Origin of the sequence: Burkholderia sp. AU45274, from assembly GCF_030482505.1 — a bacterium.
Classification (GTDB): domain Bacteria; phylum Pseudomonadota; class Gammaproteobacteria; order Burkholderiales; family Burkholderiaceae; genus Burkholderia.
In genome coordinates this window covers 89387-106833 of sequence record NZ_JAUJQE010000015.1, presented here as the reverse complement: position 1 = coordinate 106833, position 17447 = coordinate 89387, and the positions used below count along the sequence as shown (strand labels likewise).

Below are 17447 nucleotides of genomic sequence, written 5' to 3'. Positions count from 1 at the left end.
GAGGACGATGACGCCGAAGTGGCTGCGTATCGGAAAGCTGGCCGCCGCGCTGGCGCTTGCAGTGAATCTCGCGGGTTGCGGGCTCGCGGCCGCACCGTGCCGGGTGGCCTCGGCCGGGCTCAAGATCGTGCCGCTCGTCGGTCATGTCGCGGCCGCACCGACCGACGCGTGTGCCGACGTCATCGATCCCTGAGCACGCTACCCGACCCGATCGCCAACAATAATCACGCGCCCCGCGAGGGCGCGTTTCTACCCGTCTCGTGAGAGGACCTGCATGATCCGCCAAACTCTCGCCGCGCTCGCGCTCGCCGGCACGGCCGTTTCCGTCGCGCATGCCGCGCAGCTGACCGTCGAAGAGATCGACGCCGATTCGCGTCAGTTCACCGTCTACCAGTGCGCGAACCAGAAGCAGCCGGTGCGCGTGTCGTACTGGCTCGCGGGCAACGGCCAGAGCTTCGCGCTCGTGCCGGTCAACGGGAAGCAGATGCTGTTCGTCGACACCGTGTCGGCGTCGGGCGCGCGCTACCAGGCCGGCCGCTATACGTGGTGGACGAAGGGCAAGGAAGCGACGCTGCGTGACGAGATCGCCGACCAGAGCTCGCCGCCGCTGCTGGGCGACTGCGTGCAGGTCGAGAAGAAAAAGAAGAAGGGCTGAGCGCCGGGCGGGAACGTGGATCGCGCAACCGGTGCCGGCCGGCGGCCGGCTCCCGGGCCTGACGGCCGGATACGCGGCGTGGCCGCAGGCGATCGGGGATCGGACCCCTGAAATCATCCGCCGGCCCATCGGGCTAGTCCGATCGGGTCATTCGTCTACCGCGCGGGCCTGCCCGGGCCTGCCGCGCGAACCGCCGTTGTGGCCGTTCGCCGCGTTGTCACGGACAGATGGCCGCGCAGTGCTACAATACGCCCCTTTCCGCCGGCATTCGCGCCGAACGGAGTCCGCACGGCCTGGCGTCCAGCGTTCACATTGAACCGGTCCCAAGCGCCAGAGCGGCGCCGCGCGGCGCGCCGCGGCTCCGTCTATTTCCGAATTGTGATGAGCGCAGGCCCGGCTGGCCTGACGCACGATGTCCCCGCCGCGCCTTTTGAGCGAAACGCCACCATGTCCGATTCTGTCGCCAAGCCCGTCGACGCAACCTTCGATCAATTCGGCCTTGCCGCCGATATCCTGAAAGCCATTGCGGAGCAGGGCTATACGACGCCGACGCCGATCCAGGCGCAGGCCATTCCGGTCGTGCTCGCCGGCCGCGACGTCATGGGCGCCGCGCAAACGGGCACCGGCAAGACCGCGAGTTTCTCGCTGCCGATCATCCAGCGCCTGCTGCCGCAGGCCAACACGAGCGCGTCTCCGGCGCGCCACCCGGTGCGTGCGCTGATCCTCACGCCGACCCGCGAACTCGCCGACCAGGTCGCCGCGAACGTGCACGCGTATGCGAAGCACACGCCGCTGCGCAGCGCGGTCGTGTTCGGCGGGGTCGACATGAACCCGCAGTCGGCAGAGTTGCGCCGCGGTGTCGAGATCCTGATCGCGACGCCGGGCCGCCTGCTCGACCACGTGCAGCAGAAGACGGCGAATCTCGGCCAGGTGCAGATCCTCGTGCTCGACGAAGCCGACCGGATGCTCGACATGGGCTTCCTGCCCGACCTGCAGCGCATCCTGAACCTGCTGCCGAAGGAACGCCAGACGCTGCTGTTCTCGGCCACGTTCTCGGGCGAAATCAAGAAGCTCGCGTCGACCTACCTGCGCAACCCGCAGACGATCGAAGTCGCGCGCAGCAACTCGACGAACGCGAACGTCACGCAGATCGTCTACGACGTCGCCGAAGGCGACAAGCAGGCGGCCGTCGTGCAGCTGTTGCGCGATCGCGGCCTCAAGCAGGTGATCGTGTTCTGCAACAGCAAGATCGGAGCAAGCCGGCTTGCGCGCAATCTCGAGCGCGACGGCGTGGTCGCGTCGGCGATCCACGGCGACAAGACGCAGATCGAGCGGATGCAGGCGCTCGACGCGTTCAAGCGCGGCGAGATAGAGGCGCTGGTCGCGACCGACGTGGCCGCGCGCGGCCTCGACATCGCCGAACTGCCGGCCGTGATCAACTTCGACCTGCCGTTCAGCGCGGAAGACTACGTGCACCGGATCGGCCGTACCGGCCGTGCGGGTGCGACGGGCGACGCGCTGTCGCTGTGCAGCCCGAACGAGCGCAAGCAGCTCGCCGATATCGAGAAGCTGATCAAGCGTCCGCTCGAAGTGCAGACGCTCGCGCTCGACAAGCCGGCGCGCCATCGTCACGACGAGCGCGGCAACGACCGCGGCGGCGATCGCAACAGCGAGCGGGGCGGTGAACGAGGCGGCCGTCGCGATCGCGACGAGCATCGCGGTGCATCGGGGCGCCGTCCGGGCGGTTCCGAGCGCGGTCATCACCGTCGCCACGAAGCGCCGGTCGACGATTTCTTCCTGAAGCCGTATGAGCCGTCGGCGCCGGCGAAGCAGCAGGACGACGCGCAGCCTGCGCAGCAGCCCGAGAAGAAGGGGCCGAAGCGTCAGGTCGCCGCACTGCTCGGCGGGCTCGGGATGCCGCGCAAGCCGTCGGCGTAAGCCGGGCGGGCGTGGCGGCGCAGCGCGCGAGCGCTGCTGCAGAAGCGGGTGCATGCGATGAGCATGTGCCCGCTTTTCATTGGGGCTGCGGTTTGATGGGGGAGGCGGGCGTGTGGCGTCGGCGAGGGGGGCGGTCGGCATCCGGCTGAGGCCCGGTCGCCGCGAAACCGGTGCGCCGTGTGCGTCAGCCGGCCTGCGGCCCGAAGCGCCTCGCCCATGCGGCCGTGGCGGCGGCGTAGAACGTATCGAGCGTCGTGCCAGCGAGCGTGCCGTCGGGCGCGAGGCCCAGGTGCGCGGCCGCGGCCCGCAGCGCCGGCAGCGGATCGTCGCGTTCGAGCGCGGTCGCGCCCGTCTGCTTGCTGAGCTTCTCGCCGTTCGCATCGACGACGACGGGCACGTGCAGGTATCGCGGTGTCGGCACGCCGAGGCAGTGCTGCAGGTGGATCTGGCGTGCGGTCGAGTCGAGCAGGTCGGCGCCGCGCACGACGTGCGTGATGTGCGCATCGGCATCGTCGACGACGACCGCGAGCTGGTAGGCCCATTGGCCGTCCGCGCGCTTCAGCACGAAATCGCCGACTTCGGTCGCGAGGTTCTGCGATTGCGTGTGCTGCCAGCGATCGTCGAACGTGACGATCGCGTCGTCGCCGTCCGGCACGCGCAGCCGCCACGCGCGCGCGGGCTTGCCGTGCAGGCCGGTGCGGCAGGTGCCCGGGTACGCGAGCGTCGTATGGCGCTCGTGCGCGGCGCGCAGCGAATCGGCGATTTCCTTGCGCGTGCAGCCGCACGGATAGACGAGCCCGGCCGCGACGAGCCGTTCGAGCGCGGCCGTATACGCGGCATCGCGCGTGCTTTGCCAGACGGGCGGCTCGTCGGGCGTCATGCCGAAATGCGCGAGCGTCGCGAGGATGTCGTCGGCGGCGCCCGGCACCGTGCGCGGGCCGTCGAGATCCTCGATGCGTACGAGCCATGCGCCGCCGTGCGCGCGTGCGTCGAGCCAGCTCGCGAGTGCACCGACCAGCGAGCCGAAATGCAGCGGGCCGGTGGGCGACGGCGCGAAGCGGCCGCGATAGCCGGTCATCGGGGCGCGGGGCAGTGCGCGCTTACGCAGCGCTGGCCGCCGGTGCGCAGGCCGGGCACGACTTGCCGGGCACGTAGCTCGGCGACTGTTGCGCTTCCGGCGTGACGACCGCGCGGCACGCGAAGCACGTGACGTTCTCGGTGGGCTGGAGCTGCGGATTCAGCGCGGTGCGGTAGTCGAACACGAAGCAGTCGCCGTGATAGTGCGCGCCGCCGACTTCCTCGAAGTACTTCAGGATCCCGCCTTCGAGCTGGTACACGTTCTCGATGCCGATTTCCTTCATGTGGATCGCGGCCTTCTCGCAGCGGATGCCGCCCGTGCAGAACGACACGACCGTCTTGCCTTCGAGGTCGGCACGGTTCGCGTCGATCACTTCGGGGAATTCGCTGAACTTGTCGATCCGGTAGTCGAGCGCGTCGTCGAACGTGCCGACGTCGACTTCGAACGCGTTGCGCGTGTCGAGCATCACGACCGGGCGGCCCGTGTCGTCGTGGCCGCGATCGAGCCACGTCTTCAGCGTACGCGCGTCGACGAACGGCGCGCGGCCGAGTTCCGGCTTGATCGCCGGCTTCTTCATCGTGATGATTTCGCGCTTCAGGCGCACGAGCATGCGGCGGAACGGCTGCGAGTCGGACAGGCTCTCCTTGAACTGCAGCGACGCGAACTTGCCCTCGAACAGCGGATCGTGGCGGATGTACGCGATGAACGCGTCGGCGGCTTCGCGCGTGCCGGCGATGAACAGGTTGATGCCTTCCGGCGCGAGCAGGATCGTGCCGCGCAGGCCGAGTTCGTTGCAGCGGGCGGTGACGAGCGGGCGCCATTGCTCGTTCGCGTCGAGCGACACGAAGTGGTAGGCGGCGAGGTTGACGATGGTCATGATGGTCCGACGGGAAAACGGCCGCACGGCGGCCCGCAAAAAAGGGTGCGAAGCCGGGGCGTGGATTCGAAAAACCGTATTATCCCGCAAACCGCGTCCGGGCCGGCACCCTGCCGTTTGGCCAGCCGCGCGACGTGCGGTCGCGCGCATCGGCCGAACGGCCAGCGCGGGGATTTTTTGGGCAGCCTGCGCGGCGGGGCGGCTACAATAGCGCCCATGTCAGATCCCCGCTTCGTCCATCTTCGCGTTCACTCCGAATTCTCGATTGCCGACGGCATCGTGCGCATTGACGACATCGTCAAGGCGGCGGCCGCGGACGGTCAGGGCGCGCTCGCGCTCACCGATCTCGGCAACGCATTCGGCCTCGTCCGTTTCTACCAGGAAGCCCGCGGCAAGGGCATCAAGCCGATCGCCGGCTGCGACGTCTGGATCGCCAATCCGGACGACCGCGACAAGCCGTCGCGGCTGCTGCTGCTCGTCAAGGACAAGGTCGGCTACCTGAATCTGTGCGAGCTGCTGTCGAAGGCGTGGCTCACGAACCAGTACCGCGGCCGTGCGGAGCTGGACGCGAGCTGGCTCGACGGCGAGCGCTCGAAAGGGCTGCTCGCGCTGTCGGGCGCGCAACAGGGCGATATCGGGCTCGCGCTTGCCGCGGGCAACGAAGAAGCCGCGCGCCGTCACGCCGAGCGCTGGGCGAAGGTGTTCCCGGGCGGCTTCTACATCGAGCTGCAGCGTTACGGCCAGCCGGGCGCCGAGGCGTACATCCAGCAGGCCGCAACGCTCGCCGCGGCGCTGAAGCTGCCGGTCGTCGCGACGCACCCGACGCAGTTCATGACCGACGACGATTTCACCGCGCACGAGGCGCGCGTGTGTATCTCGGAAGGCGACATCCTTGCGAACCCGCGGCGCCAGAAGCGTTTCACGACCGACCAGTATTTCCGCACGCAGGACGACATGGTCGCGCTGTTCGCCGACCTGCCGTCGGCGATCGCGAACACGGTCGAAATCGCGAAGCGCTGCAACCTGAAGCTCGAGCTCGGCAAGCCGAAACTGCCGCTGTTCCCGACGCCGGACGGCATGTCGCTCGACGACTACCTGGTCCAGCTGTCGAAGGAAGGGCTCGAGACCCGTCTCGCGCAGCTGTATCCGGTCGAGGCCGAGCGCGACGCGCAGCGCGACACGTATTACAAGCGTCTCGAATTCGAGTGCGGGACCATCACGAAGATGGGCTTCCCGGGCTACTTCCTGATCGTCGCGGACTTCATCAACTGGGCGAAGAACAACGGCGTGCCGGTCGGCCCGGGCCGCGGCTCGGGCGCCGGTTCGCTGGTCGCGTACGCACTCGGCATTACCGACCTCGACCCGCTGCGCTACAACCTGCTGTTCGAGCGCTTCCTGAACCCGGAACGCGTGTCGATGCCCGACTTCGACATCGACTTCTGCCAGCACGGCCGCGACCGCGTGATCCAGTACGTGAAGGAGAAGTACGGCGCGGACGCCGTGTCGCAGATCGCCACGTTCGGCACGATGGCCGCGAAGGCGGCCGTGCGCGACATCGGCCGCGTGCTCGACCTCGGCTACATGTTCACCGATGGCATCGCGAAGCTGATCCCGTTCAAGCCGGGCAAGCACGTGACGATCGCCGACGCGATGAAGGAAGAGCCGCAGCTGCAGGAGCGCTACGACCACGAGGACGAGGTGCACCAGCTGCTCGATCTCGCGCAGCGCGTCGAGGGCCTCACGCGTAACGTCGGGATGCACGCGGGCGGCGTGCTGATCGCGCCCGGCAAGCTGACCGATTTCTGCCCGCTGTACACGCAGGGCGACGACGGCGGCGTGGTCAGCCAGTACGACAAGGACGACGTCGAAGCCGTCGGCCTCGTGAAGTTCGACTTTCTGGGCCTCACGACGCTGACGATCCTCGACTGGGCCGAGCGCTACATCCGCCGCCTCGATCCGTCGAAGGCCGACTGGTCGCTCGCGCAGGTGCCGCTCGACGATCCCGCCTCGTTCCAGATCCTGAAGAAGGCCAACACGGTCGCGGTGTTCCAGCTGGAAAGCCGCGGGATGCAGGGCATGCTGAAGGATGCGCAGCCCGATCGCTTCGAGGACATCATCGCGCTCGTGTCGTTGTACCGTCCGGGCCCGATGGACCTGATCCCGAGCTTCTGCGCACGGAAGCACGGCCGCGAGAAGGTCGAGTATCCGGATCCGCGCGTCGAACCCGTCCTGAAAGAGACCTACGGCATCATGGTCTATCAGGAGCAGGTGATGCAGATGGCGCAGATCATCGGCGGCTACTCGCTCGGCGGCGCGGACTTGCTGCGTCGCGCGATGGGCAAGAAGAAGCCCGAGGAGATGGCCAAGCACCGCGAGATCTTCGCCGAGGGTGCGGCGAAGAACGGCCTCACGCGCGAGAAGTCCGACGAGATCTTCGACTTGATGGAGAAGTTCGCGGGCTACGGCTTCAACAAGTCGCACGCGGCCGCCTATGCGCTGCTCGCGTACTACACCGCGTGGCTGAAGGCGCACCATCCGGCCGAATTCATGGCGGCCAACATGACGCTCGCGATGGACGACACCGACAAGGTGAAGATCCTGTTCGACGACTGCGTCGTGAACAACCTCGCCGTGCTGCCGCCAGACATCAACGCTTCGCATTACCGCTTCGAGCCGGTCGCCGAAGCCGACGGCAAGCGCTCGCGCACGATCCGCTACGGCCTCGGCGCGGTGAAGGGCAGCGGCCAGAACGCGATCGAGGAAATCCTGCGCGCCCGCGAGGAAAAGGCGTTCACCGACCTGTTCGACTTCTGCGAGCGGATCGACCGGCGCGTCGTCAACCGCCGCACGGTCGAGGCGCTGATCCGTGCCGGCGCGTTCGATTCGCTGAACACGAACCGTGCGCAGCTGATCGCGTCGGTGCCGCTGGCGATGGAAGCGGCCGACCAGGCCGAGGCGAACGCGATGCAGGCCGGCCTGTTCGACATGGGTGCCGAGTCGCCGCACGCGCATGCGCTCGTCGACGAGCCCGCGTGGGACGACAAGCGCCGCCTGCAGGAAGAGAAGGGCGCGCTCGGCTTCTACCTGTCCGGCCATCTGTTCGACGCGTATCGCGACGAGGTGCGCCGCTTCGTGCGGCAGAAGGTCGGCGACCTGAAGGAAGGGCGCGACAAGCTCGTGGCCGGCATCATCGCGTCGCTGCGCACGCAGATGACCCAGCGCGGCAAGATGCTGATCGCGCTGCTCGACGATGGCTCGGGCCAGTGCGAGATCACGATCTTCAACGAGCAGTTCGAGGCGAACAAGGCGCTGTTCAAGGAAGACGAGCTGCTGATCGTGCAGGGGCAGGCGCGCAACGACGCGTTCACGGGCGGCATCCGCTTCACGGCCGATACCGTGATGGATCTCGAGCGCGCGCGCAGCCGCTATGCGCAGGCCGTCCGGCTGACGATGAACGGCAACGCCGACGCAGCCGCATTGCGCCGCGTGCTCGAGCCGCACGTGTCGAAGGACGATCCGGCGGCGAACGTGGTCGACGCACCGGCGCCGCGCGGCGGCGGGCGCGATGGTGGTCGTCGCCCGCAGGCGCCGCTGCCGAACGGGCTTGCGGTGCAGGTCCACTACAGCAACGCGCGGGCGCAGGGTGAAATGCGCCTCGGCGACGCATGGCGCGTGAAGCCGAGCGACGTGCTGCTCGCGGAGCTGCGTGCGACGTTCGACGGCAGCGTCGTCGAAATCACGTACTGATCGCGCCTACGCCGAACGGCCGTCGCGCCATGCGGCCCGTCGCATCGCCATCGTGCGGTGCGGCGGGCCGTTTTTGCAGGTTCACGCAAGCGGGTCTTGGGCTGGCCATCCGGACGCTATACAATCCGGCGCTAGCTGCACGAACGCGGCGCTGACCGCCGCTTGTCCGGCAGATTGCGCCGGGATCGCGCACATAAGCGGGGGCGGATCCGTGCGGCGAGCCGCGATAGGCGACCCGGCCGTCCCGGAACCGGATGCTATGAAATGGCTCGTCGCGACGACAAAAACTGACAGTCCCCACATGACCATGGCCAATGTGAACCCGACGCAGCGGATCCTCGTGATCCGGATCGATTTTCTGGGCGACATGCTGTGCACGACGGCGTTTCTCCGCGCGCTGAAGGAGCGCTGGCCCGGCGCGGAACTCCATGTGGTCGCGAACCGTTACAACGCGGCCGCGCTGGACGGAAACCCGGACGTCGACACGATCCACACCTACGTCTATAGCCGTCAATGCGAGCGCAACGACCGTCCCGGGCGGATGCGCGCGTTCTTCGACCGGCTGCGGCTGGTGCGTCGCCTGCGTCGCTTGCGGTTCGACCTCGTGGTCGTGCCGAACGGCGGCATGCATCGCAGCAGCGTGCAGTTCGCGCGCCAGATCGGCGCGAAGGATTGTCGCTGGCACGATGCCGAGACGGAATTCGACGATCGCAAGCCCGAGCATGTCGCCGAGCGGCCGATGTGCCACGAGGCGTTGTCGGGTTTCCGGCTCGTACCCGAACTCGGCCGCGCCGACGTCGACCGCCTCGCGTTGTCGGTTCATCCCGACCGCGCGCTGCAGGACGCGTGGTACCGGCTGCTCGGCGCACGCACGAAGCCGCGCGTCGGGTTGTTCGTCACGAACAAGGCGGTCGAGCGCCGCTGGCCGGCCGATCGTTGGCGCGACCTCGCCGGGCGTCTCGCGCCGCATGCCGACGTGATCGTGTTCCGCGACCCGGCCATCGGCCATGCCCCCGAGGGCGACTCGTGGCGCGACGTGTGCGCGCGCCATGTTGCGCCGTCGTCGGTCGCCGAGCTGGTGGCCGCGGCGAGCCTGCTCGATGTGATCGTCTCCGCCGACAGCGCCCCCGTGCACCTCGCGTCGGCGCTCGGCGTGCCCGTCGCCGCGCTGTTCGAGGACCGTCCCGAGAAATACCTGCGCTGGCATCCGCTCGGTGTGCCGCACGTGATCGTGCGCGCCGGCGCGACCGTCGATGCGATCGGCGTCGACGCGGTCGAGCGTGCGGTGAATCACCTGCTGCCGCAGGCCACCCATCGCGACGAACGGTTGGCCGACGCAGCACACACTCAGCCCGCGGCTGCCGCTGCGACGCCGGTGATCATGACCATCGCTTCGTAGCGCCACGGGTATCGCAGGCCCCGCGTACGCCACCGGCGCGCGGTGCGCCTGCCGCGCAGCAACTCGTGAGCGGGGCCGCATCAGGCTGACCGGACGGCCGATTCGCCATGTCGCGCCGGCTGCTGCAAAATCCTGTACATTGCCAGCCTTGTTCAGCCAGCCAGACACACCCGCCGTGGCCCTGTTTTCTTCCGCCCGCCCGCCCAGAACCATCCTCGTTGCCGCGCCGCGCCGTATCGGCGACGTGCTGCTGACGACGCCGCTCGTCCGTTCGCTGAAGGCCCGCTGGCCTGAAGCGCAGATCGACATGCTGGTGTTTCGCGGCACCGAAGGCGTGCTCGAGCACAATCCGGACGTGCGGCGCGTGATCGTCGTCGCGCAACGCGCGGGGTTCCGCGAGCGGCTGCGCGACGCACTATCGATGTGGCGCCGCTACGATCTCGCGTGCGCGGCGCTGAGCTCCGACCGGCCGCGCTTCTACAGCTGGTTCGCGGGCCGCAAGCGAGTCGGCCTCGTCGATCCGAACCGCGTGACGTGGCTCACGCGGATGATGCTGAACGGGATCGCGATCAATCACCACGAATCCGCGCATACGGTCGTCAGCACGCTGGCGCTCGCCCCCGTGATCGGCATCGAGCCGGTGTCCGAGGTCGTCGCGCCCGGCATCGGCGACGATCCGGCGCGGCGCGCGCGCTTCGACGCGTGGCTGGCCGAATCGCCGGCGATCCGCGCCGGCAAGCCGCTGGTCGTCCTGCATCCGTATCCGATGTTCCGTTACAAGCAATGGCGGCTCGACGGCTGGGTCGAGATGATCGGCTGGCTGCGCGAACACGGCTTCGCGGTCGCGTTGTCGGGCGGCCCGGCGGACAGCGAGCGCGAGTATGCGGAGCAGGTCGCGGCCGAAGCGGGCGGCGATGTACTGAACCTGGTCGGTCGCCTGACGTTCGGCGAAAGCGCCGAACTCGTGCGGCGCGCACGGCTTTTCATCGGGCCCGACACCGGCGCGACGCACGTCGCGGCCGCGACCGGCACCGACACGATCGCGCTGTTCGGCCCGTCCGACCCCGTGCGCTGGGGGCCGTGGCCGCAGCACTGGCCGGCGACTGAGAATCCGTGGCCGCTGCGCGGCTCGGGGCGGCACGGCAACGTGTGGCTGCTGCAGGGGGAGGGGGATTGCGTGCCGTGCCGGCACGAGGGCTGCGAGCGCAAGGTCGACAGCCGCAGCGACTGCCTCGTCAATCTCGGTGCGCAGCGCGTGAAAGCGGCGGCGGCCGAGATGCTCGGGCTGAATCCGCCTGGCCCAGCCGAAGCCGTCGTCGATACGTCGCGACTGCACCGCGCCGGATCCGACTGACGCGCGGGCGACGCGCGTTTTCCGCCGGTTTCAGGCGGCTTGTTTTGCGACGCGCCAGCGGCCCGGCCCGTTTCCGTCGAAGCTCGATCGTGAAGAACGCCGCTGTGGCCGGAGTCGGCCCCCAGCGGAGCGCAGGCCGCTGCGCGTTACGCGCTGCGCCGGATCGCCGACGTTTCGCGCGGCAGCGCCTCGGCGCGCTCGCCGCAGCCGAGCAGGATGCCGGCCAGCAGCACGATCAGGTGCCCTTCGGCGAAATCGAGCAGCAGCGAATTCGCGAGACTGCCGATCGCGAAGATCGCGAGCCAGCCGAGCAGCAGATGCCGCGAGCGCGGATCGAGCGTACGGCTGCCGCGCGCGATCTGCACGATCAGGTTGATGAACAGCACCAGCCCGAGCGTGCCGAGCTGCACGGCCATCAGCAGGTATTCGTTGTGCGGATTCGACGTGAGCTGGCCTGCGGCTGCTGTCTTGCCGGCCGTGAGCCGCTCGAATTCGGATTCGAGGCCGCCCGCGCCATAGCCGATCACCGGGCGCTGGCGATACAACTCGAGCCCCTTCTTGTACCACTCGAGGCGCAGCCCGGTCGACGTGACCGCGTCGCTCTGCCGGTATTGCTGCACTTCAGTCACGACCTTCGTCAGCCGGCCGTTGTGAACCGTGCACGCGGCGACCACGAGCGCGATGCCGGCCAGCACGAACGCGCCGGCGGCGAGCCCCGCGCGCAGCGCCGATTGCCGGCGCAGCAACAGCACGAAACGCACGGCGACGACGAGGATCAGCAGCAGCGCGATGACCTGCCCGGTGCGACCCTGCAGCATCACGAACACGTTGACGAGCGACCACGCGGCAACGCCCGCATATGCAGCGCGCGACAGCGCCGTGCGGGCCGCCAGCGCGAGATCGGCCGCCTGGTAGAACAGCAGCGCGCCGAACATGCCGGCGGCGATGTGGTTCTTGAACACCCAGGCGCGTGACAGCGGCAGCTCGGTCGCGTGCGCGGGCCCGATCGCGGTCAGGCCGAGATAGTTGGTGGTCGACAGCAGCAGGATCACGCACAGCGTGCCGAACCAGCAACGCCGCACGATCGGCGCCCAGTTCGAATGGCGGAAGGCGAGCACGGCGAACGGCAGCAGCAGCAGCTTGTCGTACTTGGCGACCCAGCTCCACGCCTTGTTGTGCGGCGCGACCGTATAGGTGACGCTGGCGGCCAGCGCGGCCAGGATCAGCAGCGCCGCGAGCGAGGCCGGGTCGGTGACGAACGAGCGCAGGTCACGCCAGAATTCGGGGGAAATCACGAGCGCGGCGGCGAACAGCCCGCAGAACACGTTGGTCAGCGCGGTCGAGACGGGCACCATGCAGAGCGCGGCGACGGCGAATGCGCGGGCGGCGGTCAGGCGCCGCGAGGCGGGAGCGGAAAACGAAAGCATCGGAACCTGTCGAATGGACGAATGCGGCTTGCGTACGTCGTGCTGCGCGCCGCGCGCCCCGGCGGGAGATCCGGGACGAACGGCGCAGAGTATACGCGAAGCAGCGCGCGTTTCCGTGTCGTTTTCGGGGCGCGATCAGCTGAACGCGCGCTTGATCCGCGAGCGCAGCAGCGCGCGCTTCAGGCTGCCTTCCACGGCCGGCGTGTCGAGCGCGATGCGCGTGCCCGCCGGCTCGCCGCGATGCAGGTAGTGGCGGTCGAACGTCGCCTGGGTCATGCCCCATTTGTTCAGAAACTGGCGGCGACCATCGTTCTTGACGATCTTGCCCGTGCTCTTCTGCTGGAAGTGGTAGACGAGGCTGTCGCCGACGCCGATGAAGATCCGGCAGCCGGCATCCCAGAATTTCATCGAGAAGTCGTTGTCGCTGCTCATGCCGGGCGACAGCTCGCTGCTGTAGCCGCCGATCCGGTTCCACCAGTCGCGGTGCACGAGCGTCGGCGGCCAGGTCGAGCCCAGCCAGTCGGCGCGCACGAGCTTCGGAGCCGCCGCGACGAGGCCCGCCGCGTCGAAATGTTCGGCGTCGCGGCCGAAATTGCTGACCACGACGCACGGGTTGCGCGTGTCGACCGGCTCGACCATCGTGCCCGACAGCATGAAGAGGTCGGTCGGCATCTGTTCGATGCGGCGCACGAGCGCCGTGTCCCAGCCGGGGCAGCAGAACATGTCGTCGTTCATGTAGACGACGTAGTCGCGCGTGGCGCGCGCGGCGGCCCAGTTCACCGCATGGCAGATGCCGATGTTGGTCGGCGACGCGGTGTGCTCGATCCCTTCGCTGCGCACCCAGTCGAGCGTGCCGTCCGAGCCGTCGTTCACGTGCACGATGATCTGGTGGTCGTACGCGGAGTGGCGGCGCAGGCTGTCGACGACGAGCTTGAGGTACGGCAGGTTGTTCCAGGTCGGAATGATGATGGAGAACATGGCGGTCGGATTCGGTAGTCGTCGTGGCGGGCGGCGCGTGGCGCCGCCGGTCGGGCGGGCACGCGCGGCGCGGGCAGCCCGGCATTGTAACGCCGGGCCGGCTCCCTGCCGGGCGGGTGCTCAGCGGGCCTGTTCGTGGCCGAGCTTCAGGAAACGGTAGTACACGGTTTCCGCGTTGAACACGGCGATCATGAAGCCGGCGCGGCCATCGAGGAAGCCGCGGCGCAGCACGTAGGTGCGCACGAACGCCCAGGCGCCGCGCGCGAGCGCCTTGCCGAAGCCGCCGCGCTGGCCGGCCGCGCGGCGCTGGCGCGCGCCGGCCGTCGAATAGGCGTCGAGCTTGCGCACGACGGTTTCGAAATCCTCGTACGAGTAGTGCATCAGCTTGCCGGACAGCCGCTGCGCGGCGCCGTCGAACACGAGGCGCTCGTGCACGAGATCGTCCGAGAAGCGCGCGGCGCCGCGCCGGAACAGGCGCGGGATCCAGTCCGGATACCAGCCGCTGTGATGGATCCACTGGCCGCAGAAGCTCGACAGGCGGTCGACCGCATAGACCTGCGCGGCCGGCGCGCGGAGCGTGTCGCGGATCGATTGCGCGAGTTCCGGGGTGACGACTTCGTCGGTATCGAGGGACAGGATCCAGTCGGTGTCGAGCGCGTCGAGCGCGCGGTTCTTCTGCGGTCCGAAGCCCGGCCAGTCGCGCTCGACGATCACGCGCGCGCCGTGCGCCTGCGCGATCGCGACGGTATCGTCGGTGCTGCCGCCGTCGATGACGACGACGTCGTCGGCGAACGACAGCGCGGCCAGGCACTGGGCAAGCCGCGCGGACGCGTTGAGGGCGATGAGGGCGACGCCGAGGGAGGGTTCAGCCATGAAATCGTCGGAAAAGGCGGAGAAAACGGTGAGCGGCAGTATACCCGCGGCCCGGGCGCCGCCCGCATCGGCCAGGACCGTGCCGGCGGGGGCGGTGCGGCTATAATGTTGAGCCCTTTTCGGCACCCGCCCGACAGGGCGAATTCCCGGGCGGCCACGTCCGGGCGCCGCATCGCGGCTCAAGAAGGATTGCCTTGGAAACCCAGAACACTCTTCGCAAACCGATGGACGGCACGGGCACCTCGCCCGTGACGGTCCTCAAGCGCCTGTGGCCGTACATCCGGCCGCTGATCGGCATCGTGGTGCTCGCCGTGATGACGATGGGCGTCGTCGCGGCCACCGAGGCCGGGATTCCGGCGCTGCTCAAGCCGCTGCTCGACCACGGCTTCGGCTCGCACGGCAGCGACCGCGCGAAATGGTACGTGCCGATGGCCGTGATCGGGCTCGCGCTCGTGCGCGGCGTGTCGCAGTACGCGTCGAATTACCTGCTCAACTACGTGTCGAACCGCATTCTGCTGCAACTGCGGCTCGAGATGTTCCAGCGGATGCTGCATACGGGCGCGTCGTTCTTCCAGCGCGAGACGGCGAGCACGGTGATCAACGCGATCGTGTTCGAGGTCAACCAGATCCTGTCGGTGCTGACCGGCGTGATGGTCACGCTCGTGCGCGATTCGCTGACGGTGATCTTCCTGCTCGGCTACCTGTTCTACCTGAACTGGCGGCTCACGCTGATCGTCGCGGTGATCCTGCCGGGCATCGGCTGGCTCGTCAGCAAGATCAACCGCCGCCTGCGCCGCCTGAACCGCGAGCACCAGACGCTGACCAACGAGCTGTCGTACATCGTCGAGGAGACGGTCGGCGGCTACAAGGTCGTCAAGGTGCACAACGGCGAAGCGTACGAGATGGACCGCTTCACGCAGATGAGCAAGCGCCTGCGCGGCTACGCGATGCGCATGACGATCTCCGGCGGCCTCGCGCAGCCGCTCACGCAATTCCTCGCGTCGATCGCGCTCGCGGTCGTGATCACGATCGCGGTCGTGCAGTCGTCGAACGACCAGACGACGGTCGGCGGCTTCGTCGCGTTCGTCACGTCGATGCTGCTGGTGATCTCGCCGCTCAAGCACCTGATCGACGTCAACCAGCCGCTGCAGCGCGGGATGACGGCCGCCGAACTGATCTTCGGGCTGATCGACGAACCGGCCGAGCCGCAGGGCGGCGGCCGGCCGCTCGCCCAGGCGCGCGGAGACATCGAGTTCCGCAACGTGACGTTCGACTACGGCGCGGCCGAGCGGCCGACGCTCGACCGCATCTCGTTCAAGGTCGCGCCCGGTGAAATGATCGCGCTCGCGGGCCCGTCGGGCAGCGGCAAGACGACGCTCGTGAACCTGCTGCCGCGCTTCTTCGATCCGACCGACGGGGCGATCCTGGTCGACGGCGTGCCGGTGGCCGACTACGACCTCCACGCGTTGCGCGGCCAGATGGCGATGGTCAGCCAGGACGTCGTGCTGTTCAACGACACGATCGCCGCGAACGTCGCGTACGGGCAGACGCCCGACCGCGCGCGCGTGCAGGCCGCGCTCGAGGCCGCGAACCTCGCCGATGCGGTCGCCGCGATGCCCGACGGGCTCGACACGCTCGTCGGCGGCAACGGGATGCGGCTGTCCGGCGGCCAGCGCCAGCGGCTCGCGATCGCGCGCGCGATCTACAAGGACGCGCCGATCCTGATCCTCGACGAAGCGACGTCGGCGCTCGACTCGGAATCGGAGCGCCACGTGCAGGCCGCGCTCGAGCGGCTGATGGAAGGCCGCACGACGCTGGTGATCGCGCACCGGCTGTCGACGATCGAGCGCGCGGACCGCATTCTCGTGCTCGAGGCCGGCAAGATCGTCGAGGAGGGCAGCCACGACGAATTGCTGCGCCACGGCGGCCTCTACGCGCACCTGCACCGGATCCAGTACCAGCAGCAGGCGGCGTAACGCGCGGTCATATGCGCGATCATGTGGCCCCGCGATACCGTGTGCTAGTCTTCATCGGGCAGTCCGAGTGGTTTCGTTCGACGTGACAACACGGAGGGAAGGCACGATGAAGAAGATGCACGGAATGATGCTGGCTGCGCTGATTGCGGCGGGTTTCGCCGCGCCGGCCGCGATGGCGCAGGATCACGACCACCACGACGACCAGGGTGGCCACGGCATGCAGCGCGGCCACGGCCCGAAACACATGCCGCCCGGCCAGATGCGCCATGAGGACGACGTGCCGCCGCGCTGGGCCGACCAGCCGCGCCGCGAATGGCACAAGGGCGACCGGCTTCCGCCCGAGTTCCGCGATCGCCAGTACGTGATCGACGACTGGCGCGGCTATCGCCTGAGCCCGCCGCCGCGCGGCTATCAATGGGTCGGCGTCGGCGGGGATCACCTGCTGGTGCAGATCGGTTCCGGCATCGTGCTGCGGATCGGCAACTGACCTGGCCGACGGCCCGGCACGGATCGCGCGATGCCGCGATGCGCGCCGGGCAACCGGATCAACGCGTCACTTTGCCGCCGCGTGGCGGAACCAGCGGCGCTCGATTTTCGACATCACCCAGCACACGCCCAGCGCACACACGGTGCCGAGCGTCACCTCGCCGAGCCGCATCAGCGGAATGTCCCACAGCGGGCCGTTGCCCGGAAACAGCAGCACGATCGTCGCGGTCACGCCGCCGAGCCGTGCCGCGCTGCCGACGTTCAGGCACCAGCAGCAGACGATCACGACCGCGACGGTCATCGCATACGCGACGAGGCGGTCGCCGCCGAGCGCCGCGCCGGCGAAGCCGAGCACGCCGCCGACCATCGCGCCGACGAACTGGTCGCGCGACAGCGACATCGTGTCCGAGTAGTTGTGCTGCGTCACGGCGATCGCGGTGATCGCCGCCCACACGGCCTGCTCGGTGTGCAGCGCGCGGCCGATCACGTACGCGAGGCAGGCGCCGCACACGGCCTGGAGCGCCATCAGCCCGCCCTGGGCGAGCCGCTCGCTGAATGACAGCCCCTTGAACAGGTCGAAGATCGACTGCTGGATCTGCTGGCGGGCTTCGTTGAGTGTCCTGATCGTATCCATCATGCGTTGGCCAAGAAGCGGGTAA

At 68.7% G+C, this 17447-nt stretch carries 14 protein-coding genes; 8 read left to right on the top strand and 6 right to left on the bottom strand.

What is annotated here, in order from left to right; all coding sequences use genetic code 11:
* Nucleotides 1-7: 7 nt before the first annotated feature.
* The 3 genes from QZM35_RS34265 to QZM35_RS34255 all read left to right on the top strand — a co-directional run bounded on the left by QZM35_RS34265 (nucleotide 8) and on the right by QZM35_RS34255 (nucleotide 2593).
* Nucleotides 8-193, top strand: a complete 186-nt coding sequence (locus QZM35_RS34265) for a DUF6726 family protein (protein WP_069248523.1) — start codon at nucleotides 8-10, stop codon at nucleotides 191-193.
* An 81-nt stretch (nucleotides 194-274) separates the two neighbouring features.
* Entirely contained in the window at nucleotides 275-655 is a 381-nt protein-coding gene (locus QZM35_RS34260) for an MliC family protein (RefSeq protein ID WP_011352779.1), read from the top strand.
* Between the two features lie 381 nt (nucleotides 656-1036).
* Complete coding sequence (locus QZM35_RS34255; RefSeq protein WP_301777584.1) at nucleotides 1037-2593, top strand: DEAD/DEAH box helicase; 1557 nt, start codon at nucleotides 1037-1039, stop codon at nucleotides 2591-2593.
* Between the two features lie 184 nt (nucleotides 2594-2777).
* Here the strand turns inward: QZM35_RS34255 and gluQRS are convergent, their stop codons facing one another.
* Nucleotides 2778-3671, bottom strand: a complete 894-nt coding sequence (gene gluQRS, locus QZM35_RS34250) for a tRNA glutamyl-Q(34) synthetase GluQRS (RefSeq protein ID WP_089426020.1) — start codon at nucleotides 3669-3671, stop codon at nucleotides 2778-2780.
* Between the two features lie 22 nt (nucleotides 3672-3693).
* The gene (locus QZM35_RS34245) at nucleotides 3694-4548 is read right to left on the bottom strand and encodes a sulfurtransferase (RefSeq protein ID WP_089426019.1); all 855 of its coding nucleotides are present in this window, start codon (nucleotides 4546-4548) and stop codon (nucleotides 3694-3696) included.
* A gap of 216 nt (nucleotides 4549-4764) precedes the next feature.
* On the opposite strand from QZM35_RS34245, the gene dnaE reads away from it, so the two are divergent.
* The 3 genes from dnaE to QZM35_RS34230 all read left to right on the top strand — a co-directional run bounded on the left by dnaE (nucleotide 4765) and on the right by QZM35_RS34230 (nucleotide 11048).
* Nucleotides 4765-8295, top strand: a complete 3531-nt coding sequence (gene dnaE / locus QZM35_RS34240) for a DNA polymerase III subunit alpha (RefSeq protein WP_301777583.1) — start codon at nucleotides 4765-4767, stop codon at nucleotides 8293-8295.
* Nucleotides 8296-8602: 307 nt separating this feature from the next.
* Nucleotides 8603-9694, top strand: a complete 1092-nt coding sequence (locus QZM35_RS34235) for a glycosyltransferase family 9 protein (RefSeq protein ID WP_089426017.1) — start codon at nucleotides 8603-8605, stop codon at nucleotides 9692-9694.
* Between the two features lie 175 nt (nucleotides 9695-9869).
* Nucleotides 9870-11048 (top strand): glycosyltransferase family 9 protein, encoded by a 1179-nt coding sequence (locus QZM35_RS34230; RefSeq protein WP_089426016.1) that lies wholly within the window; start codon nucleotides 9870-9872, stop codon nucleotides 11046-11048.
* Between the two features lie 146 nt (nucleotides 11049-11194).
* Here the strand turns inward: QZM35_RS34230 and QZM35_RS34225 are convergent, their stop codons facing one another.
* The 3 genes from QZM35_RS34225 to QZM35_RS34215 form a co-directional block, all read right to left on the bottom strand.
* Nucleotides 11195-12475: an O-antigen ligase gene (locus QZM35_RS34225; RefSeq protein WP_089431527.1), complete on the bottom strand. Its 1281-nt coding sequence runs from the start codon at nucleotides 12473-12475 to the stop codon at nucleotides 11195-11197.
* Between the two features lie 135 nt (nucleotides 12476-12610).
* Nucleotides 12611-13453, bottom strand: coding sequence for a glycosyltransferase family 2 protein (locus QZM35_RS34220; RefSeq protein WP_089431526.1), 843 nt, complete (start codon nucleotides 13451-13453; stop codon nucleotides 12611-12613).
* Nucleotides 13454-13573: 120 nt separating this feature from the next.
* Nucleotides 13574-14326: a glycosyltransferase family 2 protein gene (locus QZM35_RS34215; protein ID WP_174976202.1), complete on the bottom strand. Its 753-nt coding sequence runs from the start codon at nucleotides 14324-14326 to the stop codon at nucleotides 13574-13576.
* 224 nt (nucleotides 14327-14550) lie between these two features.
* Between QZM35_RS34215 and msbA the strand changes: the two genes are divergently transcribed.
* Together msbA and QZM35_RS34205 are read left to right on the top strand one after the other, a co-directional pair.
* On the top strand, nucleotides 14551-16302 hold the full coding sequence (msbA, locus tag QZM35_RS34210; RefSeq protein ID WP_069248513.1) for a lipid A export permease/ATP-binding protein MsbA: 1752 nt from the start codon (nucleotides 14551-14553) through the stop codon (nucleotides 16300-16302).
* A gap of 106 nt (nucleotides 16303-16408) precedes the next feature.
* Nucleotides 16409-16789: an RcnB family protein gene (locus QZM35_RS34205; protein ID WP_089473314.1), complete on the top strand. Its 381-nt coding sequence runs from the start codon at nucleotides 16409-16411 to the stop codon at nucleotides 16787-16789.
* 66 nt (nucleotides 16790-16855) lie between these two features.
* Here QZM35_RS34205 and QZM35_RS34200 read toward each other — a convergent pair whose 3' ends face one another.
* Nucleotides 16856-17422, bottom strand: coding sequence for an aromatic acid exporter family protein (locus tag QZM35_RS34200; protein ID WP_089426010.1), 567 nt, complete (start codon nucleotides 17420-17422; stop codon nucleotides 16856-16858).
* Nucleotides 17423-17447 lie beyond the last annotated feature (25 nt).